The sequence below is a fragment of the Candidatus Frankia nodulisporulans genome (assembly GCF_902806475.1).
Lineage (GTDB): Bacteria > Actinomycetota > Actinomycetes > Frankiales > Frankiaceae > Frankia > Frankia umida.
Genome location: NZ_CADCWS010000011.1, coordinates 1 through 25301 on the forward strand (window position 1 = coordinate 1; position 25301 = coordinate 25301).

A 25301-nucleotide genomic window follows, 5' to 3' on the forward strand; every position below is an offset into this window, starting at 1 on the left:
TGACGTGGGCGAGCAGGAAGCCGTCCCAGCCCTTGCCGCCGACGGTCTGCACGGCCGTGGCCGTCAGGCGGGGCTTGTCGCGCACGATGGTGAGCAGTTCCTGGGCGCCGTCGGCGGCAGGCCCCCCGGTGCCCTCCGCGGCGGCCAGCGCACCTCCGCCGCGCACCAGGTTGTCGACGACGATGACGCTGCCCGGCCGGGTCAGGCGCAGGGCGGCCGCCAGGTAGCGGGCGTTGTTCTGCTTGTCGGCATCCAGGAAGACCAGGTCGAACGGCTCACCGCCGGCGGCGATCAGGGCGTCCAGCGAGTTGGCGGCCGCGCCGAGCACGATCTCGACGGACTTGCCGACGCCCGCCTGATCGACGTTCTCCCGGGCGACCTGGGCATGCTTCGGCTCGATCTCGAGGGTGACGACCTGGCCGTCCGGGCCGACGCCACGGGCCAGCCAGATCGCCGAGTAGCCACCGAGAGTGCCGATCTCCAACACCCGGCGCCCGCCGAGGATGCGGACGAACAGGGACAACAACGGACCCTGGCTGGCGGTCACCTCGATCGCGGGCAGGCCGGCGGCATGACTCGCGGCGCGGGCGGCCCGCAGGGCATCGTCCTCGATGGCGAGGGCACGCACGAGATAGTCGTCGACGACTGTCGCGCGCTCCACGACTTCGGTCACGGGAGGTCCGCCTTTCGCGGCTGTGCCCCGAGCCCGCGCCCGGACGCCTCAGACGCCCGCGTGAGCCCTGCGCTGGGTGGATGGAGGCGAGTTCGGTGGTGCGGGACCAGCGCCGTCGAGCCGGGCCTGGGCCTCGTCCTGCGGGCTCACCGTGAACCAGGCGACCAGCAGCAGGCCGAGTCCGGTGACGACCGGTGCCAGCAGACCACCGGACAGCACAGTATAGAAGATCAGTACTGACCCGGAAAGCACAAACGACTGCGAGCCGCGCACGAACATGGCCACGATGAAGCTGAGGAACACGACCGTGCCAAGCACGCCGTACTCCAGGATCAGCTTGGGCACCAGGGCGTAGTTCAACGGCAGGCCGGTGCGGGTGAAGAAGGCGCTCGCGTCGCGGTCGGCGAATCCCGGGCCGGTGCCGAACACGACGGTCAGCGGATCCTTGCCGAGGGCGTCCCAGGTCCGCTGGTAGGGCTGCACGAAGCGCAGGCTGCCGCTGGAGGTCGACGAGGACGTCTCCGTCGCCCGGGCCGCGAAGATGCTCGACGCCGGGGTGAAACTGACGATGAGAACGATGAGGCTGACCCCGGCCAGCGCGCTCAGCGCGAACTTCGCGCCCTTGTGCACGGCCAGCAGCACCCCGGCGCAGGCCAGCAGCAGCAGGCCCGTTCCGGACACGGTGCTCAGGATCGCCAGGATGAACATCGGCAGCCGCCACCAGTGGCCACCGCGCAGCACGCAGACGACAATGCCGAACCCGAGGAACTGCGAGCAGAACGACGCTTCCAGGCAGATGAAGGCGTTCGACTTGTACAGCGACGACCCGTACTGGACCGGGTAGGACGTGTTGAAGCCGTGCATCAGAAAGTTCGGGGGCACGATGTCGTGCACGACATCGGTGTACGGCACGCCGACGAGCTGGATCGCGAACTGGAACAGGGCGAGCCCCGCCAGTGCCGTGATCATGATGAGGAAGCGGTCGAGGACCCGGGGGAGCAGCGCGCGGGCATCCGCCGGGCGCAGGCCGTAGATGAACGGCACATACGTCGCCAGCAGCAGCAACAACGAGGTGAAGGACGTGTCCTGCTTCTGTCGCAGGAAGCAGACCAGAGCCGACAGCGAACAACCCGCCATCGCCACCAGGTAGCCCGTCATCCGCCCGGAGTTACGCGCGAGCCCACCGCGGCGCAGCATGACGGCCAGACACACATAGGTGATCGGCAGAATGACCTGGACCTGCGAGGCACCGACCGGCAGCGCGATCCGCTGCAGGAAGATCTCGCAGAACATCAGGAAGGTCAGTACCCGCAGTGTCGCCTCGTTGACCGCGCGACTACTACCCGCCGTCTGGGACGGGATCACCCACGACCGGGGGATTCTGGTCGTGAGAGTGGTGGTGACCACGAGTCTCCCGTCTCCCGTTTCCGACATCTGTGACCGGAAGCCGTCCAGGCAGCAAGTCTAACCAGCCCCTGTTTCGCCCCCGTCGGACGGTCTCGGCTACCCCCGGGCCCGCTGTTCATGGCCAAACTGCCGCGGATCCATGACCGTCCGTCGTCATCCGATGGGCATCATCGAACGTGGTCGCGCACCGGCTGTCGTGGTACGCACCGGTCGGGCTCGGGTCCCGTGGGCTCTGGCGCGCTCATGGGACCCGAGCGGCCCGTCGGCCGCCTGCTCGGGCGAGGCTCAGTAGCTTTTCTTCGCCGGCCGCAGGTGCAACTCGGTGATCTCCGCGGTGGGTGGCAGAGCGATCAGGTAGGCGACCAGGTCGGCCACGTCGTCGGCCTGCACGAGCAGGTCCGGCGTGTAGGCGCGGCCCTCACGCGCGTAGATCGTCTCCTGCCGTGGGGTGGCCGTGCGGCCCAGATGGATCGTGGCGACCCGGATACCGTCGGCGTTGATCTCCTGGCGCAGGCTGTCGGCGAAGGCGCGCATGGCGTGCTGGGTCGCGGCGAACTGGCTGGTTCCGGCGCCGGCGCGGACACCCTGCGTCGAGTTGACGACGATCACATCGGCGCCGCTGTCGGCTCCCGCGACCCGAAGCGCCGGGAGCAGCCGCTGGGTGAGGGCGAAGGGTGCCCGCACGTTCGCGGCGAACTGCGCGTCCAGCTCCGCCAGGGTGGCCGTCTCCACCCGGGCGCTGCTGTAGGCACCGGCGCTGTGCACCAGATGATCGACCCGGCCATGCCGTTCGACGATCAGCTCGACGGCGCCCGCGACGGCGCCGTCGTCGGTGAGGTCGAGCCGGACCGGCAGCAGCGTGCCCGGGCCGGTGGCCTGCTTGCCGAGGCTGTCGAGGCGGTCCTGATCCCGGCCGAGGGCGTACACGGTGGCACCGTCGGCGGCCAGCCGCAGGGCGGTGGCCCGTCCGATCCCGCTGGTCGCCCCGGTCACCACCGCCACCCGCCCGGCGGACGGCACGCTCGTCACGCCTGACCCGGATGGGTGAAGACCAGCACGGCGTCCGCGCGGGGCGGCGCGGTGTCATAGGACAGGCAGACCTGCTCGTCGATGCGGCTCAGGTCGGTGCCGCGCAGGTAGTCGCGCATCGTGGTGCCGGTGCACTCCGAGTCGACGTTCGGCGCGCCGACGTGGTTCAGGACGTCGTCCAGGTGCACCGTGCGGAAGTCCATGCTGAACCGGGTGCGTCCGGTGTTGTTCGGCACGGAGGAGTGCAGTTGGGCGCCGGAGAAGACCAGCATGCCGCCGGGCGGGGCGACGACCCGGGTCTGCGGGAAGATCTCCACCTCCTCCTCGGGCCTGGGCTGCTTACGGGTGTCCGACCTGATGTGCTTGGCGGCGCTCGCGCGGTTCTTCGCGTTCCACTCGTAGTAGTCGTAGTCCCGTGAACCGTTCGCGACGGCCTGCGAGAAGTACCGCGGATGGAAGGCCAGCCCGTTCTCCGCCACGATGTCGAAAATCGGCATCCACCAGTTGAGCTGGCAGAACGGCGCCGAATACCAGGTGTCGCGGTGCGGGTGGAACGCGTACGCGATACCGGAGGTCAGATAGTCGTCGGACGTCGAGGTGCGCAGCCGCGGCACGTCGAAGTAGGTCTTCGTGAGGTCGCAGCCGTGCTCGGCGAGAATCGCCGGCAGCAGTTCCTTGCAGGTCGGATGGTGGATGAACCGTGGCTTGAGCTCGGCGAGCAGCGCGGCGAAGTCCTCCACCGGCATGTGATGCTGCGCGGTCTCCGGGTCGAGTTCGCCGAAGGCATCCCGGATCAGTGCCCGGCTGAACTCGACGAACTCTCGTGTCGCCGGCTTCGACGCGTAGACGAACAGATCGCCCTGATAGAGCTGGGCCCGCCGCTCGTCATCGGACAGCGCGGACTCGACCAGTACCGTACTCATCGGGTTCCCCTTCGGAACGCATCTGACGGACGTGGGTGAGCAACAACCGGGCCATGGCGAGTTCGTCCGGCGTGGTGACATGAATGTTGGCGGGTTCCCCCGGGACGACGACGATGCGCCCGCCCGCCGCGGTGACCATCGCCGAATCCTCGACCGCCTCGGGCGCGCCGGCATGGACGGCGCGCAACAGTCCGGCCCGGAAGGCGTGCGGTGTCTGCACCAGCCGATGGGTCTCGCGGACCAGCGACGCCCCCGCCACCAGCCGCTCGGTGCCACCCGGCCCGGGTTCGGGCCGGACCGCCTTGACGACCTCGGTCAGCGGCAGGCCGGGTACGGCCGCGTCGGCACCGGCCCGGACCTCGGCGATCACCCGCCGGTACAGGTCGGCGCTGGCCAGCGGATGCGCCGCGTCCGTCACCACGATGATCGCCGCGCCCCCCGGGACGGTCGCGAGCCCCGCCCGCACGGACTCGGCTCGGGAGGCCCCACCGGGCACCGTCAGCACCCCCGGTGTGGCCAGCCCGTCCGGATCGCTGTCGCCGTCGCCGGGCAGCACCACGACGATGCCGTCGCTGGCCGCCCAGGCCGCCCTGACGGGATGGGCGACCAGCGGCTCGCCGCCCAGGTCGAAGAACTGCTTGCGCCCACCGAAGCGGGTCCCGCCACCGGCGGCCAGCACGATCGTCCAGACCGGCCCACCCCGATCAGACACCGCCCACCTCGACCTCGGCGAGCAGGTCGACGCCGGCGAGGGCATCCGCGGCCTCGACGATCGTGTCGAACGGCAGGCCCGCCCGCTCGGCGATGTCGAGCAGGCTGCGGCTGCCGTCCGCGAGGTTGAGCACCCACAGCAGGGCCATCTCGACGGCCTGCCGGTTCATCGTCGCGCCGATCGCCCGGTACAGGCCGCGCCGGCCGAGCTGCGGTTCGCCGTAGGGCGCGGTGTTGCGCCAGGTCCGGTTCTGATCGCAGATCGTGATGATGCGGCGTAGCAGGGCGTGCGAGTCGGTGAGCGACCCGGGCGTGACGAAGTCCAGATCGTCCGCGCTGGTGTGGTACTGCGGGTACTCGCCGTGCTGGCCGCGGCCGAACCGGCCGACGGGCAGATCGAAGCCCGGTGAGCAGAACTGCCGCTCGTCGTAGCCGTAGGGCGAGAAGTCGACGATCCGGTGTGGCTGACCGCTTTCCGCCAGAGCCATGGCGGCGGCCCGGTCGACGGCGGCGTCACCGCGTCGGCTGCGCTTGTACGTCGGGTCGGAGCGGTCGCCGAGGCCGGTCAGCACCAGACCGTGCCGAATCCGGCCGACGATGTCCCGGTTGCCGGCCAGCCAGGTGATCGAACCGATCGTGCCCGGAATGAACAGCAACCGGAAGGTGTGCCGCCGCGGGGCCGCGGCGAGTTCCCGAGCCAGCAGGGTCGCCGTGGCGATGCCCGAACAGTTGTCGTTGGCCATCGCCGGGTGGCAGGTGTGCGTGGTGATCAGAAACTCGTCCGTGGTCTCGCCCGGCAGCACGATCTCACCGTAGGTGAGTGAACCTTCGGTGAGGGTGGTGTCGATCTCGACCTCGTACTCGCCGTCGGGCAGCGCGGTCAGCTGCCGGTCGGTCAGGCAGAAGCCCCAGTTCTCGTTGTAGTACGACGTCCGGTAGGGCACCCAGTCCGGCCGGTCGGGCATCGAGAACAGATGCGGCCGAAGCTCGTCGAGCCCCATCCGGGCCCGCATCGGCGTGCTGTACCCGAGCAGGTGCAACGGATTGTCGGCCACGTCGACGACGGTCCTGCCATCCGGCCCGATCAGCCGAGCGGAGCCGACGTTCCACTCCCGCGGCACCGACCAGTCGAGCACCTGCGTCCCGCTGGACATCTCGTGCACGGTCAGGGGGATCTCCGGTCCGAGTGCCCGCGCGACGGTGCGCAGCGTCGCGCGCACCCCCGCACCGGTGATGCTGCGCATCGGGGGGAGCAGCTCGGCGACCAGAGCGTGCAGCCAGGCACCGGTGTCGGCCGCCGGGCCCGCCGCTGTTACCGGATCCACTGCTGTTACCGGATCCACTGTCAGTCGGCCCACACGCGCCACGGCGCGGTGCCGGAGTCCCACAGCTGGTTGAGCTCGGTCCAGTCCCGGAAGGTGTCCATGCCCATCCAGAACGACTCGTGGGTGTGCAGGGTGAGCTCGCCGTCGCGGGCCAGCTGCTGCAGCGGGTGCCGCTCCAGCAGCAGGGAGGGATCATCGTCGAGGTACTTGTCGATGAACTCGCGCTCGAAGACGAAGTACCCGCCGCTGACCCAGCCGGACTGCGGCGGCTTCTCCGCGAACAGGCTGACCTTGTTGCCGTCGGTCTCCAGCTCGCCGTAGCGGCTCGAGGGACGCACGCCGGTGACCGTACCGATCCGACCGCTGGCCACATGGTCGGCCAGTACGGTGCCGACGTCGATGGCGCCGACGCCATCACCGTAGGTGAGCATAAAGCGCGGTCCGGTCAGGTACTGCGCGACCCGGCGCAGGCGTGCGCCCGTCCCGGTGAGCAGACCGGTCTCGGCGAAGGTGACTTCCCACTTCTCGTCGCCCACCGTGTTGTGGAAACGCGGAGTGTGGTCATCCGAGAGGGTGAGCGTGAAGTCGGCGACCTGCTCGCGGTAGGCGAGGAAGTAGTTCTTGATCAGGTCGCTCTTGTATCCGAGGCAGAGGACGAACTTACGGAACCCGTAGTGTTCATAGGTCTTCATGATGTGCCACAGCACCGGCTTGCCGCCGATGTCCACGAGTGGCTTGGGCAGCTTCTCGCTCGCCTCCCGCAGGCGCGTCCCCATGCCTCCGCAGAGGATGACGACGGGGATGTCGGCGGGATCTACGGATTCGGTGCGCTGTGCGCTGTCGGTGCTCACGACTGTTGCGTCTCCCGTGCTCGTGCCCCGGTCGGGCCGCGGCGGGCGGATGGGCGCAGGCGGCACGTTGCCCGCGACAGAGCGCCCAGCGGCCCGTGGCGTCTGGTGGGCAGACCGGCGGGCGAACCACCTGCTCTCGGGCCCCCGGTACTTTCGCCGCAACGGTACCGTACGACCCTCCACCCGCTGGCCGGCTCCTCCCGGCGGCAACGTCAGCTGCTGCGGCCCGCCCCCGGCGGACCCGGTTCCCGGAGCCGAGGGCCGTATTAGTCCGTGTACTGATCAGTGTGCTGATCGGCGTGGGGTCGGACGCGGCGCCAGGCCGGCTCGGGCGTGGTGGCGGGGTACCGTCGCAGACCGCTCCGGCACGACCGCGGCCCGAACCCTGTCGCGATCAGAGGCCCAGGTGATGTCGCGATCCTGACGGTGACGGCAACGTACCTGTCCGATCCGACGTCATCTCTGGTGAGACAACACGGAGGAGGTCGAATGCCTGTTGCGGTACGTGACAGCTTCGGCCTGGCATCATCGCGCTTCGTACGCTCTTGTTACGGTTCGTCCGTCGCGACGGGACGGACGAGAGCCGGTAGGCCGTTCAGGCAGATCCGTGCCGTCGGGCCGTGGATCACGATCAGGGGTGATGCGCATGCATGAGCGCCCCTGGTCGGATGAGCCCGCGCCGCGCGGCCGCTCGGGCGAGTCCCGTCCGGCGCCGGACGGGATGGACGAGGGCACCGCGCTGTTCGACGTCCGCCGCCTCCCAGCCCGCCGTGACACCCGGAGCGGTGACATTCGCAGCGGTGACGCGCGGGGTCGTGACATCCGGGGCCGTGATGTGGCGAGCCGCGACGCCCGGGGTCACGCCGGCTGGGATGGGGCACCTGAGCCCAGCGCCGAGGACACGGGGGTGCTGCGCTGGCCCGGCGTCCCACCCGCGCACCCGAACGGCGATCGCGCCAGCCATCCCGATCGCGCTGACTACCGCGACCGTGACGACCACCGCGACAGCGTCGATCGCGGTGACCGTTCCGATGACCGTGACCGGGCTGGCAGCGGGTGGGACGCTGCCGCGGATCGTCGTCGTGATCCGCGGAGTGCTCCTGCCCCGCGGACCGGTCCGCGCGATCCGGGGGCCCACCGTCGCCGCCCGGACGCACCGCCGAGCCGGTGGCCGGACCCGTACCCGCGGGAGGACCGGCCGTACCCGCGGGAGGACGGCCGCGGCGCGGCCCGGCCGGTCCGGCCAGAAACGAACCGTTATCCGACACCGCACCGTCATCCGGAGCCGGACCCTTATCCGGAGCCGGACCGGCGCCCGGCGCAGCGGCGTTCCGCCGCTGGTGCCGCTGGTGCCCGAGGAGCCACCGGCGGCGGTCGATCCGGCGCTGCCAGGGCGGCCGATGTTCGCACGGGTGTCCCGCGGGACGTGCCGCTGTCGCGGCGATCCAGGGTGGCGGCGTGGATCACCGCGCACTGGGGTGGGGCAAGCCGTATCCCGAACCTGCCGATCATCGCGGTCGCGGTGGCGGTGGTGCTGGCGTTGGCCGCCGGTATCGCGTTGGTGCTCGTGCCGTCCGGGCGCGAGAACGTGGCGGCGCCAGCGCCGGGCGCGGGCACGAGGGTGGCGCGGACCGAGCAGCCGCGTCCCGCGGAACCGTCCGCGGCGCCGACGGCCGTGGCCGCCAGGGTGCAGCGGGTGGCCCGGGCGACGACCAGCGGGCTGTTCGCGACGGGTGTGGCCGCGCATTCGCTCGAGCAGGCGAGCGCGTGGGCGGCCTTCCGCGGTCGACCCAACGACGTGGTCGTCATGTACACCGAACGCAGCAGCTGGGGTGCGATCACCTCACCGTGGGTGGGGCGCGGCACGTCGACGTTCGCGGGGTACGCGGGCACCTGGGTGCTCACGCAGCCACTGTTCCCGGATTCCGGGCCGCAGAAGGGCAACCTCGCCAGCTGCGCCGCCGGCGACTACGACAGCTACTGGCGGCAGTTCGGTCGCTGGCTGGTGGCCCAGGGGCGCGGTGACTCGTTCGTCCGCCTCGGTTGGGAGTTCAACGGACTCTGGTTCGCCTGGGCCGCGACGGACCCGCAGAACTGGATCCAGTGTTTCCGGCACGCCTCATCGGCGATCAAATCGACCAGCCCCACGGTCCGGATCGACTGGAATCTCAACGCGCACGGGTCGACCACCCCGGTCGGGGCCTTCGATCTCTACCCGGGGGACCAGTATGTCGACGTCATCGGGGTCGACAGCTACGACCAGTATCCACCGAGTCCCACCGCCGCCGCCTTCGACGATCAGTGCAACGGCGACGCCGGCCTCTGCCAGGTGATCACTTTTGCCCGCACCCACAACAAGCTGTTCTCCGTGCCGGAGTGGGGAGTGGCCAGTCAGCAGGGCAGCAAGGCCGGTCGGTCGGGCGCCGCCGGTGGCGACAATCCCGTCTACGTGCAGAAAATGTACGATACATTTCGCCACAACGCAGACATTCTCGCCTACGAGGCGTATTTCTCCGACGCCGAATCTGACAACGTCCGCTCGTCCCTGGTGAACCCGAACCTCAACCCGGCGTCCGCCGTCGCCTACCAGCGGCTGTGGGGTGGGGGCTGATCAGAAGGTGCCGGTGCGGTCCGCGTCGAGCTGAAGACCGTCGACGAACGCCTCGGCGACGTCGACCTGGTCGCGTAGCGAGGCCAGCTTCTGCTCCGCGAGTGTGACCCAGGTGGCCAGCCGTTCGCGCAGGCGGGCCCGGACCTCAGGGGACAGGCCCGGCGCGCCCAGTTCGTCCCGCAGCGACAGGAGCGCGCGCATCTCCTCGAGGCTGAACCCGAGCGGCTTCATCTTGCGGATGAGCAGCAGCCGCTCGATCGCGTCGCGATCGTAGAGCCGGAACCCGCCCACCGTCCGGTCCACCGGCGTGAGCAGGCCCGCCTCCTCGTAGTACCGCACGGTGCGCAGGGAAAGGCCGACCTGCTCGGCGACCTCGCCGATCTGATGGACGTCACCGCGGCCCGCGCCCGATCCCGAAACGTTGCGGCGCGTGGTGGACAACTCGCCCCCAGCCTCGGTAGGGGTGCCGGGCGGCCGGCTGGTCGCCAGGGGAGTCGACTGTACGTCGATCTGTCCCCGGACGCGCTCCCTGATGTGGCGGTGCCGCGACGGTGGAGGAGGCTCGTACCGACCCCGGCAGCCGTCGGTGTCGTAGGCTGAAGGCGGCGTCCCGGCCGACTTTCCGCGTCGCGTGTGGGTGTACGTCACTCCGCTTGTTCTCGAGGCGCCACCTCCCCTGGGACCTACGGCCCCGGGGACGCGCCGTTCCGGAGAGGCCCAGGGACAGGGTTATGACCCTCGCGCCGCTACTTGACGCACTGATCGCCCGGCCGGGCGGCGATCCGGCCCTGGCTCGGGCCATCAGCACCGCCGGCCAGTCGACTCTCGACCTCGCGGGGCCCGCGGCGTTGCGGCCCTTCGCCGCGGCCGCGCTGGCCGCGTCCACCAGCGGCGGCGGGGCTGGTGGGGCCGGTCGGCCGGTGCTCGCGGTGGTCGCGACCGGGCGGGAGGCCGAGGACCTGGCCGCAGCCCTCGGCGATCTGCTCGGTCAGGACGCGGTGGCGGTCTATCCGAGCTGGGAGACCCTGCCACACGAGCGGCTGTCGCCGCGCGCGGACACGGTCGGTCAGCGCCTGGCGGTGCTGCGCCGGCTGGCCCATCCGGATGAGGCCAGTGGTCCCGCGCCGAAGGTGGTGGTCGCTCCGGTACGCGCCGTCCTGCAGCCTCAGGTGGCCCGGCTTGGTGATCTCGCCCCGGTGCAGCTCACCACCGGTGACACCGCCGACCTCGAAGATGTGGTCGCCCGGCTGGTGGGCATCGCCTACCACCGGGTGGACCTGGTCGAGCGGCGCGGCGAGATCGCGGTGCGTGGCGGAATCCTCGACGTGTTCCCACCCACGGAGGAGCATCCGCTGCGGGTGGAGTTCTTCGGTGACGAGGTGGAGGACATCCGCCGCTTCTCCGTCGCCGACCAGCGGGCCCTCGCTGACGACGAGTCGTCGGCGGCGGACACCCGGCCAGGCGGGGGCGTGCCGCGTGGGCTGTTCGCTCCGCCCTGCCGCGAGCTGCTGCTCACCGAGGACGTCCGGGCGCGTGCCGCGGCCCTGACCGGGGAGCATCCCGAACTGATCGACCTGCTGGACAAGATCGCCAACGGCATTCCCGCGGACGGTATGGAGGCGCTCGCTCCCGTCTTGGTCGAGCACATGTCGCTGCTGCTCGACGAGCTGCCCGCCGGCACCCACGTACTGGTCTGCGACCCGGAGCGGGTCCGGGCCCGGGCCGGTGAGCTGGTGCGGACCAGCCAGGAGTTCCTCGAGGCGTCCTGGAGCGTCGCCGCGCTCGGTGGCGGTGCGCCGATAGACCTGGGCGCGGCCGCCTACCGGTCCATCGCGCAGGTGCGGGAGCGGGCCGCCGGGCGCGGCCTGCCCTGGTGGTCGGTCAGCCCGTTCGCCGCGGCGGCCGCTGATGGTGTCCCCCTCGCCGAGGACGGCGGACCAGACGCCCTCGAGGGCGACAACACGGTTGTCGCGAGCCTGCGTCCGGCGCCGCTCTACCACGGTGACACCGCCGCGGTCATCGCGGATGTCAAGGGCTGGCTGGCCGAGTCGCGACGGGTGCTGATCGTCACCGAGGGGCACGGACCGGCGCAACGGCTGGTCGAGATGCTGCGGGAGGCCGACCTCGGCGCCCGGTACGCCCACGACGCCGAACTCGTGCCCGGCGTCGCCGTCGTCACCCGAGGCCAGCTCGGCACCGGATTCACCAGCAGCACACTGCGCCTGGCGGTCATAACCGAAAGTGATATCGCTGGCGCTCGTGGTGTCACCACCCGGGACATGCGCCGGATGCCGAGTCGGCGCCGCAAGGGTATCGACCCCCTGGCGCTCGCCCCCGGCGACCTGGTGGTCCACGACGCCCATGGCGTCGGCCGCTACGTCGAGATGGTCACCCGCACGGTCGCCGGGGCGAAGCGGGAGTACCTGCTACTCGAGTACGCCCGCGGCGACCGCCTCTACGTCCCCACCGACCAGCTCGAACAGATCAGCCGGTACACCGGCGGCGAGGGTCCGAGCCTCGACCGCATCGGCGGCGCCGACTGGGCCAAGCGCAAGAGCCGCGCCCGCAAGGCGGTCAAGGAGATCGCCGGCGAACTGATCCGTCTCTACAGCGCGCGGATGGCCGCCCCCGGGTACGCCTTCGCCCCGGACAATCCCTGGCAGCGCGAACTCGAGGACGCCTTCCCGTTCCGCGAGACCCCCGACCAGCTCGCCGCCATCGACGAGGTGAAGGCGGACATGGAGAAGCCGGTCCCGATGGACCGGGTGATCTGCGGCGACGTCGGCTACGGCAAGACCGAGATCGCGGTGCGCGCCGCGTTCAAGGCCGTCCAGGACGGCAAGCAGGTCGCCGTCCTGGTGCCGACGACCCTGCTGGTCCAGCAGCACTTCCAGACCTTCAGCGAGCGTTACGCCGCGTTCCCCGTCATCGTGCGGGCGATGAGCCGGTTCAACTCGGCCAGCGAACAACGCGTCACCCTGGACGGCCTCGCCGATGGCGGTGTCGACATCGTCATCGGCACCCACCGGCTGCTGTCCAACGAGACCCGGTTCAAGGACCTGGGCCTGGTGATCGTGGACGAGGAGCAGCGTTTCGGGGTCGAGCACAAGGAACAGCTCAAGAAGATGCGCACCGCCGTGGACGTGCTCACGATGAGCGCCACGCCGATCCCCCGCACCCTGGAGATGTCGATCACCGGCATCCGCGAGCTGTCCACGATCGACACCCCGCCGGAGGAACGCCATCCGGTACTCACCTCGGTGGCCGCCTACGACACCCGGCAGGTCGCCGCGGCGATCCACCGGGAACTTCTGCGCGAGGGCCAGGTCTTCTTCATCCACAACCGGGTCGAGTCGATCGACCGGGCCGCCGCGCAGCTGCGTGAACTGGTTCCCGAGGCCCGCATCGCCACCGCGCACGGCCAGATGCACGAGGACGCCCTCGAACAGGTCATGGTCTCCTTCTGGGAGAAGAAGTTCGACGTGCTGGTCTGCACCACGATCGTCGAATCGGGCCTGGACATCTCCAACGCGAACACGCTCATCGTCGAGCGGGCCGACGTCTTCGGCCTGTCCCAGCTGCACCAGCTGCGCGGACGGGTCGGGCGGGGCCGCGACCGCGCCTACGCGTACTTCCTGTTCCCCGCGGACAAACCACTGACCGAGACCGCGCACGACCGTCTCGCCACGATCGCCCAGCACAACGACCTCGGCGCCGGCATGGCGGTGGCGATGAAGGACCTGGAGATCCGCGGCGCGGGCAACCTGCTCGGCGGCGAGCAGTCCGGCCACATCGCCTCGGTCGGGTTCGACCTGTACGTCCGGATGGTCGGTGAGGCCGTCGCCGAATACCGCAAGGACTCCGTCGAGGCGCCGCCGGAGGTCAAGGTCGAACTTCCGGTGGACGCGAGCCTGCCGCACGACTACGTGCCCAGCGAACGTCTGCGCCTGGACGCCTACCGGCGCCTCGCCGGTGCGGTCACCGACACCGAGATCGACGAGGTGCGCGGCGAACTGGTGGACCGGTTCGGCCCGGTACCGGAGCCGGTGGAGAACCTGCTCGCCGTCGCCGGCCTGCGGGTGCTCGCCCGCCGCTACGGGGTCACCGAGATCACGGCGGCCGGTCGTCAGATCCGCTTCGCGCCGTTGGAGCTGCGGGAGAGCCAGGGTCTTCGCCTGGCCCGGCTGTACAAGGGCGCGGTGGTCAAGGCCACGGCGCGCACCGTACTCGTTCCCGCACCCACCGAGACCGGACGGATCGGCTCTCGTCCCCTGCGTGACCGGGCGCTGCTGGCCTGGGCCGGGAACCTGCTCGCCGCCGTCGTCGGGGACTCGATCGCCGCCGCGGCCGGCTGAATCGCGGGCTTCGAGGACCGGAGGTGTGCTTGGCCACACCTGAGCGGATAGCGTCTGGGTTCGTGAAGCTTCCTCGCCTTCTCGCTGGCGTCGGACTGAGCATGGCCGTCGTGCTCGCCGCTTCGGCCTGCACGACGCATGCCGGCGCCGCCGCCCAGGTCGGATCGCACGCGATCGAGACCTCCCAGCTGCGCAGCATCGTCGAACGCGGTCTCTCCGCCGCGCAGGCCGTGCCCCTGTCGCCGTCCGGCCAGTCCGCCGCCACCCCGCTCGACCAGCCCTCCCTGCAGCGACGCACACTCACCACCCTCGTCCAGCTACAACTCATGTCGGACGAGGCCCACCGCCGCGGCATCACCGTGAGCGACGCCGACGTCTCGGCCTACTACCAGGCCTACGCGATCCTGCAGTTCGGGAGCGTCAAGGCCTTCGAGCAGCGCGCCGCCGCGGTCGGCTTCGCCCAGCGGGACGTCGCGGTGATCGTGAGATCCGGTGCGATCCAGTCGGCGCTCAGCGACCGGATCTCGCCCACCCTGGTCGCGACCGACGCCCAGACCAGAAGCCAGTACGACAGCATCGTCAGCCAGGTCGGCCGGATTCCGCTCACCTATGCCCAGGCCAAGCCCTACCTGGCCCGGTTCATCGCCGCCGACGTGCGCGCCGCCGCGCTCAAGCCGATCCTCTACCAGGCTGAGAAGAAGAACCCGATCTCGGTCAACCCGCGCTTCGGTCGCTGGGACACCGCCCAGTTCGGGATCGTCGCCGCCGACGGCACCATCGCGTCCAGCGTCGTGCCGCCCCCCACCCTGGACACGACCCTCCAGTCCTGACGCCCGGCGCTGCCCTGACGCCTGCGAAATCCTGACGCCTGCGAGAGAGAAGACATGCCGCTGCGGGTCACAATGATCGTTACCAGTCCGCGGGTCGCTCCGGGCATCCTCACCGCGCCCGCCTGGGACCTGCTTCGCCAGCTGCCGGTACTCACGGCGTCACCCGCCCATCCGCAGTTGGACGCCCTGCGCGCGGCCGGCGCCGCCGTCACCGTCATCACCGGCGAGGACTCCCACCGGGAGACCGCGGACGAGAAGCTCGCCGCCTGGCTGTCCCCGCACGTACCGCCGGACGCGGCGCGGATCGCCTGGCTCGCCGATCCGGTCGCACCCAGCGATCTCGATCGCCAGCTGGACCGCCTGGCCCAGACCACCCCGCCGGACGGTGACGAGGCCGCGCGTGACCTCATCGTCGACACGCTCCTCGCCACCGCCGAGCTTCCCGGCTCGGCGCTGCTGGACGCGGTGTCCGTCATGGATCGGCTGCGCTCACCCGGTGGCTGCCCGTGGGATGCCGAGCAGACCCACGAATCCCTCGCCCCCTATCTGATCGAGGAGACCTACGAGGCCTACCAGGCGATCGAGGACGGCGACGTCCTGATGCAGGTCCTCTTCCACGCCCGGGTGGCCGCCGAACGCCCCGAGGACCCCTGGGATGTCGACGACGTGGCGACCGGGCTCGCCGCCAAGCTGATCCGCCGCCATCCGCACGTGTTCGCCGATGTGATCGTCGACGGGTCGGCGGACGTCGTCACCAACTGGAACGCCATCAAGGCCGAGGAGAAGGGGCGGGTCTCGGTGACCGAGGGGGTCGCGCTGTCGCAGCCAGCGCTCTCACTCGCCGCCAAGCTCCTCAGACGTGCCAGCGGTATCGGCGTCCCGCTGGACGTCGCCGTCCCCGTCCCCGTCGCGGCTACGGATCAGGCCGTGTCCGGTGTCGAGGGAGCCCTCCTGTCCATCGTCGCCGACGTGGCGACAACCCCGCTCTCCTCGAGCGATGACGCCGAACGTGCCGTCGGCGACCTGCTCTTCGCCGCCGTCGCGTGGGCCCGCGCCGGGCGGGTCGACCCCGAGCAGGCGCTGCGCGCACGTGCGCGCCGATTCCGCGATCAACTCGCAGCGGCCGAGGGTGCCGCCCGCGCGGACAGCGCAGCACCGCCCGACCCGCTGCCCGCCGAACGGTGGCGCACGCTGTGGCCATCTCCCTGCCCGCCGGCAGGCTGACCTGCCCGCCGGCAGGCTGGCTTCGAGGTAGGCCGCCCGTGGCGCCGCCTCCGCGCCAACTCTGCTCGGTGCTGGCCTTCCTGCATGGCCGGACCGGCGATTAGCCTCTGAGCATGGCTGCCATCCCACGTAAGGCGCTGGCCGACGTCCGGCAGATCGCGGCGCGGCGGACGGCGCCAGTCGTCCTCGAGCTTGATCTCATGGTGGAACTGCTCGAAGGTGTTCCGGCCGACCCGGTGACGTTCGCCCTTTCTCGACGGCGCAACACGCTGCGCGACATCGTGGAGGCGCTGCGCCACGCCACGGATGATGCCCGGGTTCCGGTCGTGGTCGCGCACATCGCCGCGTGCGGGATGCCACTGGCCCACATCCAGGAGATTCGAGCGGCGATCAGCGCCTTCCGCGCCGCGGGGGGTACCGCCATCGCGTACGCCGACACGTTCGGCGAGTTCGGAGGTGGGACGGGGCCGTACTACCTGGCGACCGCCTTCGACGAGATCTGGCTTGCGCCCTGTGGTGACTGCGGCCTGACCGGGCTCGGTATGGAGACCCCCTTTCTGCGCGGTGCGCTGGACCGCCTGGGCGTGACCGTCGAGATCGGACAGCGCTACGAGTACAAGAACGCGGTGAACACACTCGTCGAACGGGACTTCACGCCAGCCCACCTGGAGGCCGTGAGCCGGATCATCGAGTCGTCCGCGGAGCAGGTCGTCGCGGGTATCGCGCAGGGCCGCGGTATTCCCGCCGACCGGGTTCGGCGGCTGATCGACCTTGGCCCGCTGACCGGCACGGTCGCACTGGACACCGGGCTGGTCGACCGGCTCGGCTATCGCGACGAGGTGTACGCCGCCGCCCGGGCGAGGATCGGCGCGAGCGACGACGGCGAGGCTGCTGTCGGCGACGCTGCTGTCGGCGACGCTGCCGGAGAGGGTGGGGGCGGCGCCTCCGAGCCGGTGCTGATGTATGCCTCCGCCTCCCTGCGTTCCGCGGAACGCAGGGAGAAGTCGCCGGTGCGGCGCGTGACCGCGTTCGCCGCGCGTGGGCCCGGAGCGCTTTTCCTGCGGGAGGAGCCGTCGGCGCGGTCCGGTGGGAGCGAGTCCGGGGCAGGGTCCGAGGTGGAGCGGCAGAGCTCGCCGCTGGCGCCGACCGTCACGCCCGCGCACGGCGACCCGCGTCGCTCGGTCGTCGCGCTGATCTACGGAACCGGGCCGGTGGTGCTCGGTTCCGCGGCGGCGGGCCCGTTTTCCGGGCAGGCTCTGGCTTCCGACTCCATCACGGCGGCGTTGCGGGCCGCGGCACGCGATGAGGATGTCGCCGCCGCGGTGCTGCGGGTCAGCAGCCCCGGCGGCTCCTACGTCGCCTCGGACCTGATCCGTCGGGAGGCCGAACGGTTTCGGGCGACCGGTCGACCATTGATCGTCTCCATGGGTGATGTGGCAGCCTCAGGTGGGTACTTCGTCGCCCTGGCGGCGGACCTGATCGTGGCCAACCCCGGCACGCTGACCGGGTCGATCGGGGTGTTCGCCGGCAAGCAGGTCGTGCGGGACCTGCTGGACAAGGTCGGCGTCGGCTTCGGCGCGGTCGCGGAGGGCGAGCATGCGCTGATGATGTCCCCGCGGCGGCCGTTCACCGAGGGCGAGCGGGAGAAGCTCGAGGAGTTCCTGGACCGGGTCTACGCCGACTTCGTCGACAAGGTCTCCCTCTCCCGAGGGCTGGGTCGGGACCGGGTCCACGAGCTGGCTCGTGGTCGGGTGTGGACGGGCGCGGACGCCCACCGGCACGGTCTGGTCGACGAACTCGGCGGGCTTTCCGACGCCCTGCGGCTGGCCTGGTCGCGGGCCGGCCTGCCGGCGGACGAGACTCCCCGGGTGCGACTGACCGCCAGGCCGTCGGTGCTGGACCGGGTGCGTACACCCAGATCCAGTGAGGATCGGGGCGCCGCGGCCGTCGGTCCGTCGCTGGGCTCGACGGTGGGGTCAGCATTCGGGTCGTTCGGATGGGGCTCCTTCGCGCCACTGGCCGCTCGTCTCGGGCTGCCCGTGGCCGGCCCGCTGACCATGCCGCCGATGGGACGGATCCACTGAGTACCTTCGGCACCGGCGGGCGGCGCGCCGCAGCCCGTTCGGCGTCTCGTCAGCCGAGGCACGACGGTAGTCTCGGTCCGTGACGATCCGTCCCCCGTCGCATTCGGAGGTCTAACCGTGCCGTCCATCGAGGCCGTAGGAGCCCGCGAGATCCTTGACTCGCGCGGTAACCCCACCGTCGAGGTCGAGGTTGTGCTGGAGGACGGCACGCTCGCTCGTGCCGCCGTGCCCAGCGGTGCGAGCACCGGCGCCTTCGAGGCTGTCGAGCTGCGCGACGGTGAGGACCGATACGGCGGCAAGGGTGTGCGCAGGGCCGTGGCCGCTGTCATCGAACGCATCCAGCCCGAGATCATCGGGTTGGACGCGGCGGAGCAGCGGCTGCTCGACCAGCGTCTCATCGATCTCGATGGCACTCCTGACAAGTCCGCGTTCGGTGCGAACGCCCTGCTCGGGGTGAGCCTGGCCGTCGCCAAGGCCGCCGCCGCCGCCAGCGACCTGCCGCTGTTCCGCTACCTGGGCGGTCCCAGCGCGCACCTGCTGCCGGTGCCGATGATGAACATTCTCAACGGTGGCGCGCACGCCGACAGCAACGTGGACATCCAGGAGTTCATGATCGCTCCCATCGGGGCGCCGACCTTCTCGGAGTCGGTGCGCTGGGGTGCCGAGGTCTATCACGCGCTCAAGAGCGTGCTCAAGGCCCGGGGCCTGGCCACCGGCGTCGGTGACGAGGGTGGCTTCGCGCCCAGCCTGCCCACCAACCGGGACGCGCTCGACCTCATCGCCGAGGCGGTCGACAAGGTCGGCCTGCGTCTGGGTTCGGATGTGGTCCTGGCACTGGACGTCGCGTCGACCGAGTTCTTCGCCGACGGGGCCTACACGTTCGAGAACCAGACCCGGACCGCGGCTCAGCTCAGCGACTACTACGCCGAGCTGGTCGATGCCTACCCGATCGTGTCGATCGAGGACCCGCTCGCCGAGGACGACTGGACCGGCTGGGTGGAGCTGACAGCGCGCCTCGGCGACAAGGTCCAGCTGGTCGGGGACGACCTGTTCGTCACCAACCCCGAGCGGCTCGCTCGCGGCATCGCGTCGAAGGCCGCGAACGCCCTGCTGGTCAAGGTCAACCAGATCGGCACGCTCACCGAAACCCTGGACGCGGTCACTCTCGCCCATCGCAGCGGCTACCGGGCGATGATGTCGCACCGGTCCGGGGAGACCGAGGACACCACGATCGCCGACCTCGCCGTCGCGGTCGACTGCGGTCAGATCAAGACCGGAGCGCCGGCACGTACCGAACGGGTCGCGAAGTACAACCAGTTGCTGCGGATCGAGGAGGAGCTGGACGACGCGGCCCGGTACGCGGGTGCGGCGGCCTTCCCCCGGCACGGTCAGTCCGCCTGAGTCCGGTGCCGGCGCCGCGTGTCGCACTGACGACGAGGGCTACCCTGCTCGCCGTCGTGATCTGCGTGCTGGTCCTCACCCTGGCCTACCCATTGCGGTTGTACCTGCGTCAGCAGAGCAAGCTTTCCCAGCTTGTCCGAGCGAACGCGCAGGCCCAGACCCAGGTGGACCAGTTGCGCACCACGGTCGGTCGCTACGGCGACCAGGCCTGGGTCGAGGATGAGGCGCGGCGCCGGTTGCACTACCTCAAGCCCGGTGAGCAGGCCTATCTGATGCCGGCACCAGCGACGCCGCCGTCGACGGACGAGGCCCACGGCGGCGCGTCCGCCGGCGACTCGGCCTGGTACGGCAGACTGTGGTCGCAGATCTCCGCGCCGTAGCGCGGTGTGGCCGCCGCGTCATGATGGAGCCGGCGACATCGTCGTGGACACGACGCCACGGCCAGGAAACGGGGGAAACGTGGTGCGGACGGCCGTGACGACCCAGGACGCGCAGGTTGTCCGCCAGCAGCTGGGCCGTGAGCCCCGCGGCCTGGTGGCGGTCGCGCACCGGTGTTCCTGCGGACGTCCGGATGTGGTGGAGACCGCACCCCGGCTGCCCGACGGGTCCCCGTTCCCGACGTTGTTCTACCTGACCTGCCCGCGGGCGGCGAGCGCGGTGTCCCGGCTGGAAGGTGCCGGGGTGATGCGCCAGATGACCGAGCGGCTGGCGACCGATCCGGAGCTGGCCGCCGCGTACGCGGCGGCGCACCAGGATTACCTCGACCGTCGGGACACCCGTGAGCCGCTCACCGGAGCCCCCAGCGCGGGGGGGATGCCGACCCGAGTGAAGTGCCTGCACGTGCTGGTCGCCCACAGCCTGGCCGCGGGACCCGGGGTCAACCCGTTCGGCGACGAGGCGCTCGCCGCGATCGAGGACTGGGGCCGTCGTGGCCCCTGCGTGCCCGACGAGGCCTGCGTGCCCGCCGCCGGCGGTGCCGAGCGCGAGAACGCGAAGAGGAAGGGATCGGTATGACCCGCGTCGCCGCGATCGACTGTGGCACCAACTCGATCCGTCTGCTGGTGGCGGAGGTCGATGGTCCCCGACTGCGCGAACTGACCCGCCGGATGGAGATCGTGCGTCTTGGCGCGGGAGTCGACCGCACCGGAGAGCTCTCCCCGCAGGCGCTGGAGCGCACACTGGCGGCGCTGCGCGACTACGCCGGCGAGATCGAACGGCTGGGCGCGACGCGGGTGCGGATGGTCGCCACCAGTGCCACGAGGGACGCCCGGAACCGCGGCGATCTGGTTGCCGGAGTCCGGGAGATCCTCGGGGTCGACCCCGAGGTGATCAGCGGGGACGAGGAGGCCGGGTTGTCGTTCGCCGGTGCGATCGGTGATCTGGCCACGACCGCGTCCGTCGCGACGCCGGTCCTGCTCGCGGACATCGGCGGCGGCTCGACCGAACTGGTCCTCGGCGACCTGGCCGGGGTGCGGGCCGCACGTTCGGTGAACGTGGGCTGCGTGCGTCTGGCGGAGCGGCATCTGCGGGACGACCCGCCGACGGCGGCACAGGTGGCGGCGATCGTCGCCGATGCGCGGGCCGCGTTCGACCTGGCCGCGCAGACCGTGCCGATCGAGCGGGCGGCCACCCTGGTCGGTGTCGCCGGAACGGTCACCACCGTTGCCGCGCTCGCCGCGGACCTGCCCGGCTACGACGCTGAGCGCATCCACCTGTCGGTGACCAGCGCCGAGCAGGTCGCCGAGGTCACCGCCCGTCTGGTGGCGATGACCCACGACGAGCGGGCGGCGCTCGCGGTCATGCATCCGGGCCGGGTCGACGTCATCGCGGCCGGATCACTCGTACTGCGCACGCTGGTCGAGCGCACCGGGGCGAGCGCGGTCGTGGCCAGCGAGCGTGACATCCTCGACGGCATCGCGCTGGCCTTGGCCGCGGCCCCCGCCGCACCCATCGTCACGGGCTGAGCCACGGTCCCACGGGACGGGCGCACCAGCGGCCGAGCCCGGCGGGCAGGTGGTGACGTTCGCCGCCACGGCGGCCGGGCCGACGAACTCGACGCGCGGGTGTCGGCCTGTCGCGCGGGCCACCGTTGTCGGCTGTTATCACCCGGGCCGGCAGAACACCTTCACCGGGCGGGTCACCGAGGTGATGCTCGACACGGTTTTCGCCTCGACCCCACGGCTGGTCGAACCGAGCTGAGCGCGTTCACAATGTGGGCCGAAATGTGGCCGTCACCACGGCGCGTGGTCCAAAGCACTCATCTGTATTACGTGTCGTGCGTCACGGAAATGGTCGCGCCGGTTGGTTCGAGCGGCGGTGTGACACGGTCGTCGCGGGTACGGTTTTCGCATGAGCTATGGGCGCGCACCGCACATCCTCATCGTCGGTGGGGGTTACGTCGGCATGTACACGGCCCTGCGACTGCAACGGAAGCTGCGCGGCGGCGAGGCGAGCATCACGGTGGTCGACCCCAACTCGTACATGACCTACCAGCCGTTCCTGCCCGAGGCGGCCGCCGGCAACCTGGAGCCACGACATGTGGTCGTTCCGCTGCGCAAGGTGCTCAAGTCCAGTCGCGTGATCAGCGGGACTGTACAGTCCGTGTCCCACGGGCGACGGGTGGCGGTGATCCAGCCGCCCCTCGGTGATCATTTTGAGCTGACGTACGACGTGCTGGTGATGTGTCCCGGCTCGGTGGCGCGAACACTGCCCATTCCGGGGCTGGCGGAGCAGGGCATCGGGTTCAAGAGCGCAGCCGAGGCGATCTACCTACGCAATCAGGTCCTCAGCCGCCTTGACGCCGCGGCCTCCGCCACGGAGGCGGCGGTCCGGCGCCGCGCCCTCACATTCCTGTTCATTGGTGGCGGTTATGCGGGAATCGAGGCCCTCGCCGAACTCGAGGACATGGCCCGCGATGCCTGCTCGTTTTATCCTGATCTCAGTGCGGACGAGATGCGCTGGGTTCTGGTGGAGGCCACCGATCGAATACTTCCGGAGGTTTCTCCGGCGATGGGTCTTTATACCGTGAAGCAACTGGAGCATCGCGGAATCGAGGTGAAGCTGAAAACGCGGGTGGAAAGTCTGGTCGATGGGCGGGTCGAGTTGGACAGCGGCGAGCGCTTCGACGCCGGAACCGTCGTCTGGACCGCTGGCGTCAAGCCGAACCCCGTGCTGTCCCGGACGGACCTTCCGCTCGACGAACAGGGCCGGGTGCGGGCCACGGCCTTCCTCCAGGTCGACGGAGCGCCCGGCGCCTGGACCGCGGGTGACTGCGCCGCGGTGCCCGACCTGACCAAGGGGGAGGGGGCGACCACGGGTCCGTCGGCGCAGCACGCCGTCCGCCAGGCGGCTCGCCTCGCGGACAACCTCGTCGCCGAGCTGAGGAAGCGTCCGATTCGTCCCTATGAGCACAGTTATGCCGGCAGCGTGGCGTCGCTTGGCCTGCACAAGGGGGTCGCCGAGGTGTACGGGGTGCGGTTGCGTGGCTGGCCAGCCTGGTTGATGCACCGGACCTACCACCTCAGTCGCGTGCCGACCGTCAACCGCAAGGCGCGGGTGATGGCCGACTGGACCCTCGCGCTCTTCTTCCGGCGAGAGATCGTCTCGCTGGGTTCCTTCGCCGATCCGCGCAGGGAGTTCCGCAGCGTGGCCACGCCGACGCCAGCCGTGTCGGCATCGGCGGCCCCCTCCGGCGCATCGGAGGGCTCGTCCGGCAGCTGAGCGGGATGCGGCCGGCATCCAGTGCGCACCACGAATGCCGGCGACTGTCCAGAGATGAGGTCGGCCGGGTTCCGTGCACCTTAGTCGGCTATTCCGGCGAGGCCGGTGGCATCTGCTAACTGTGCCTACGGCCCGAGGCATTTGACTGTCGTCGCTTGGTCCACCTCCGATCGAAGGTCATGGCGAATGAGCGGCATCCCCGTCACGAAGAGTCACGCTTTCGTCGGTGTCGTCGACTCCGACTGCTTCATCCGCGATGTGTTATTCCCAGAACCTACGTAGCGTGGTAGAAATAGCAGCGATGTAGACGCGCCGGTGTATCCCAACTGGTAGAGGAGGCTGTCCTAAAAACAGCTCGAGTGTCGGTTCGACTCCGACCACCGGCACATTTGCTCAACGTCGATCGCCCACGCCGCCCGGTTGCGCGCGTGGGCGATCGACGTTGGACTGGACTCACCCTCGCATCCCGGTCGGGAACCCCCGCGCGCGCGAGATCGTTGGACCGGTGACCACCTCGTTCACTGTCGTTGGAGGAGCCGGCTCGATGGCCGACCTACGTTCCTCGAACCCCGCGCTGCGCCCAGGGTCCTTCGCGCCGCCGCCCACGCCCACCCCGGAGCAGCTGTCCAGCCAGTTCCGGCAGCCGACGACGCTCACCGTCGACGACGTCGTGGTTCACACCCTCGGCCTGTTCGCGGTGCTGGGCATCGGTGCCGTCGGCGGGTGGCTGATCGGGCCGGACGCTCCGGGCATCGCGCTGGGCGCCGGTCTCGTCGCGCTGGCCCTGAGCCTGGTCCTCTCGATGCGCGGGACCATCCGGCCGTCGCTGGTGATCGCGTTCGCGCTGATCGAGGGCGTCGCGGTCGGCGCCGTCTCACGCTACTTCGAGGACGCGTTCGCTCACATCGTCCCGCAGGCCCTGCTCGGCACCGGGCTGATCTTCGTCGCGATGCTGGTCGCCTATCGCAGTCGCCGGCTGCGCGCCACGCCGCGGATGGCCCGCATCGTGACGGGCGTGCTGTTCGGCGTCGTCCTGCTGGGCCTGGCGGATCTCGTGGTGCGCGGTGTCAGCGACAGCCACCTGCCAGTGATCAACGATCCGTCCCCGCTGGGAATCCTGTTCAGCGTGGTGGTGCTCGGCGTGGCCAGCCTGCAGTTCATCCTCGACTTCGACGGCATCGAGCGGGCGATCCAGGCGGGGGCGCCGCGGTCGGAGGCCTGGCGTGCCGCGTTCGGTCTGCTCATCGGCTTCGTCTGGGTCTACCTGGAGATGCTGCGCCTGCTGTCCAAGCTTCGTCAGTAGCGTCGGTGTCGCCAGCGGCCTCGGCCGGCGGCTGGGGGCGGCCGCACCGGATCGCGGATCCCGGGGCACCGTCCCCCAGCCGGGCCACATGCGGCCTAGGTGCGGATCGCCCGGCGGCGTAGGTCGGCTTCGTGTACGAGAGCGGAGGCGTAGCTGTGCGGCAGGTTGTGCTCGGCGCGTAGCCAGTTCACCCGCTCGGAGAAGCGCAGCAGCCCTGGGCCCTCGGCCAGCCGGCCCAGCCAGATGTTCACCTCATGACCGGTGACCTTGGGGATTCGCTCGATGAGGTACTGATGCGTCTGAGCGGAACGGACCTGCGGGGAACGGACCTGCGGGGAACGGTGCAGTGACATGCGCGCCTCCAGTCGTGAAACCCGACGTCAACGACTCATGTCGTAAGCGTGCCCCAGACCACAGCGCCCGGCAAGGGCCGGCGCCGGTTCGGTCCGGTATCCTTCCCGGATGTCCACCTCAGTGGTCGAGCTCGCCCGCGAGGTGCGGCTGCTCGTGCGGCAGCTGCGCGGCTGGGCCGGCGCGTCCTGGGAGGTTCCCGTGCCAGGCGAAGTGAGCCGGGCACAGCGGACTGTTCGGTTGATCAACGAGCTGGCCGTTCTGGGGGAACGTGCCGGTGTCGGTTCGCCGCCGGGGATGCGTCCCCCTCGGCTGGCCCCACACGCGCTGGCGGATCAGGTGGCCGTGCTCGCCGAGGAGCTGCTCGCCGCGCTGGCCGACGCCCTGGAGCCGGCCGGTGCGCGGGCGGTGCGGATCCTCGCCGACGCACGCACGGCTGTCACCGGCGCGCGCACTGATCTCGATGGTGCCGGCTTCGGCTTCCGAACGCGCTGACCCGCGCC

22 protein-coding genes and 1 tRNA gene are annotated in these 25301 nt (G+C 70.5%); 14 read left to right on the forward strand and 9 right to left on the reverse strand.

The window, feature by feature from the left end:
• The 7 genes from G6R24_RS02445 to G6R24_RS02475 all read right to left on the reverse strand — a co-directional run.
• Positions 1 to 673: O-methyltransferase (locus G6R24_RS02445; protein WP_163547540.1), on the reverse strand; the 673-nt coding region annotated here is incomplete at its 3' end.
• Between the two features lie 48 nt (positions 674 to 721).
• Complete coding sequence (locus tag G6R24_RS02450; RefSeq protein ID WP_163547541.1) at positions 722 to 2080, reverse strand: hypothetical protein; 1359 nt, start codon at positions 2078 to 2080, stop codon at positions 722 to 724.
• Positions 2081 to 2365: 285 nt separating this feature from the next.
• On the reverse strand, positions 2366 to 3109 hold the full coding sequence (locus G6R24_RS02455) for an SDR family oxidoreductase (protein WP_163547542.1): 744 nt from the start codon (positions 3107 to 3109) through the stop codon (positions 2366 to 2368).
• A complete protein-coding gene (locus G6R24_RS02460) occupies positions 3106 to 4032 on the reverse strand; it encodes a phytanoyl-CoA dioxygenase family protein (RefSeq protein ID WP_163547543.1) in 927 nt (308 codons plus the stop codon). Before G6R24_RS02460 ends, G6R24_RS02455 begins: the two co-directional genes overlap by 4 nt.
• Entirely contained in the window at positions 3995 to 4789 is a 795-nt protein-coding gene (locus tag G6R24_RS02465; protein ID WP_163547544.1) for an IspD/TarI family cytidylyltransferase, read from the reverse strand. The genes G6R24_RS02460 and G6R24_RS02465 overlap by 38 nt, the downstream gene beginning before the upstream one ends.
• Positions 4737 to 6068, reverse strand: coding sequence for a DUF4910 domain-containing protein (locus tag G6R24_RS02470; RefSeq protein ID WP_225438040.1), 1332 nt, complete (start codon positions 6066 to 6068; stop codon positions 4737 to 4739). Before G6R24_RS02470 ends, G6R24_RS02465 begins: the two co-directional genes overlap by 53 nt.
• A gap of 20 nt (positions 6069 to 6088) precedes the next feature.
• A complete protein-coding gene (locus tag G6R24_RS02475) occupies positions 6089 to 6919 on the reverse strand; it encodes a sugar phosphate nucleotidyltransferase (protein WP_163547545.1) in 831 nt (276 codons plus the stop codon).
• 1450 nt (positions 6920 to 8369) lie between these two features.
• Between G6R24_RS02475 and G6R24_RS21805 the strand changes: the two genes are divergently transcribed.
• Positions 8370 to 9530 carry a glycoside hydrolase family 26 protein gene (locus G6R24_RS21805; protein ID WP_225438041.1) on the forward strand — a complete coding sequence of 387 codons (1161 nt, stop codon included), beginning with the start codon at positions 8370 to 8372 and terminating at the stop codon, positions 9528 to 9530.
• On the opposite strand, the gene G6R24_RS02485 is transcribed toward G6R24_RS21805, so the two are convergent.
• On the reverse strand, positions 9531 to 9971 hold the full coding sequence (locus G6R24_RS02485) for a MerR family transcriptional regulator (RefSeq protein WP_163547547.1): 441 nt from the start codon (positions 9969 to 9971) through the stop codon (positions 9531 to 9533). It lies immediately after the preceding gene.
• Positions 9972 to 10261: 290 nt separating this feature from the next.
• On the opposite strand from G6R24_RS02485, the gene mfd reads away from it, so the two are divergent.
• The 12 genes from mfd (at position 10262) to G6R24_RS02545 (ending at position 24447) form a co-directional block, all read left to right on the forward strand.
• The gene (mfd, locus tag G6R24_RS02490) at positions 10262 to 13885 is read left to right on the forward strand and encodes a transcription-repair coupling factor (RefSeq protein ID WP_163547548.1); all 3624 of its coding nucleotides are present in this window, start codon (positions 10262 to 10264) and stop codon (positions 13883 to 13885) included.
• A 62-nt stretch (positions 13886 to 13947) separates the two neighbouring features.
• Positions 13948 to 14715, forward strand: coding sequence for a SurA N-terminal domain-containing protein (locus tag G6R24_RS02495; protein WP_163547549.1), 768 nt, complete (start codon positions 13948 to 13950; stop codon positions 14713 to 14715).
• 54 nt (positions 14716 to 14769) lie between these two features.
• Positions 14770 to 15939: a nucleoside triphosphate pyrophosphohydrolase gene (locus tag G6R24_RS02500; RefSeq protein ID WP_163547550.1), complete on the forward strand. Its 1170-nt coding sequence runs from the start codon at positions 14770 to 14772 to the stop codon at positions 15937 to 15939.
• Positions 15940 to 16052: 113 nt separating this feature from the next.
• Positions 16053 to 18023, forward strand: a complete 1971-nt coding sequence (sppA, locus tag G6R24_RS02505) for a signal peptide peptidase SppA (protein ID WP_163547551.1) — start codon at positions 16053 to 16055, stop codon at positions 18021 to 18023.
• 117 nt (positions 18024 to 18140) lie between these two features.
• Complete coding sequence (gene eno, locus G6R24_RS02510; protein WP_163547552.1) at positions 18141 to 19424, forward strand: phosphopyruvate hydratase; 1284 nt, start codon at positions 18141 to 18143, stop codon at positions 19422 to 19424.
• A 5-nt stretch (positions 19425 to 19429) separates the two neighbouring features.
• Complete coding sequence (locus G6R24_RS02515) at positions 19430 to 19804, forward strand: FtsB family cell division protein (RefSeq protein WP_163547553.1); 375 nt, start codon at positions 19430 to 19432, stop codon at positions 19802 to 19804.
• Between the two features lie 94 nt (positions 19805 to 19898).
• A complete protein-coding gene (locus G6R24_RS02520; protein WP_225438042.1) occupies positions 19899 to 20438 on the forward strand; it encodes a DUF501 domain-containing protein in 540 nt (179 codons plus the stop codon).
• Positions 20435 to 21388, forward strand: a complete 954-nt coding sequence (locus G6R24_RS02525) for a Ppx/GppA phosphatase family protein (protein ID WP_163547555.1) — start codon at positions 20435 to 20437, stop codon at positions 21386 to 21388. The genes G6R24_RS02520 and G6R24_RS02525 overlap by 4 nt, the downstream gene beginning before the upstream one ends.
• A 52-nt stretch (positions 21389 to 21440) precedes the next feature.
• Positions 21441 to 21623 carry a hypothetical protein gene (locus G6R24_RS21810; RefSeq protein ID WP_225438043.1) on the forward strand — a complete coding sequence of 61 codons (183 nt, stop codon included), beginning with the start codon at positions 21441 to 21443 and terminating at the stop codon, positions 21621 to 21623.
• 150 nt (positions 21624 to 21773) lie between these two features.
• Positions 21774 to 23144, forward strand: coding sequence for an NAD(P)/FAD-dependent oxidoreductase (locus tag G6R24_RS02535; protein ID WP_163547556.1), 1371 nt, complete (start codon positions 21774 to 21776; stop codon positions 23142 to 23144).
• A 311-nt stretch (positions 23145 to 23455) separates the two neighbouring features.
• Positions 23456 to 23530 (forward strand) — tRNA-Leu (locus G6R24_RS02540).
• 158 nt (positions 23531 to 23688) lie between these two features.
• Positions 23689 to 24447 carry a Bax inhibitor-1/YccA family protein gene (locus tag G6R24_RS02545; protein WP_163547557.1) on the forward strand — a complete coding sequence of 253 codons (759 nt, stop codon included), beginning with the start codon at positions 23689 to 23691 and terminating at the stop codon, positions 24445 to 24447.
• Positions 24448 to 24542: 95 nt separating this feature from the next.
• Here G6R24_RS02545 and G6R24_RS02550 read toward each other — a convergent pair whose 3' ends face one another.
• A complete protein-coding gene (locus G6R24_RS02550) occupies positions 24543 to 24800 on the reverse strand; it encodes a DUF4287 domain-containing protein (protein ID WP_163547558.1) in 258 nt (85 codons plus the stop codon).
• 109 nt (positions 24801 to 24909) lie between these two features.
• Here G6R24_RS02550 and G6R24_RS02555 point away from each other — a divergent pair, with 109 nt between their 5' ends.
• Entirely contained in the window at positions 24910 to 25293 is a 384-nt protein-coding gene (locus tag G6R24_RS02555; RefSeq protein ID WP_163547559.1) for a hypothetical protein, read from the forward strand.
• The last annotated feature ends 8 nt before the right edge of the window (positions 25294 to 25301 follow it).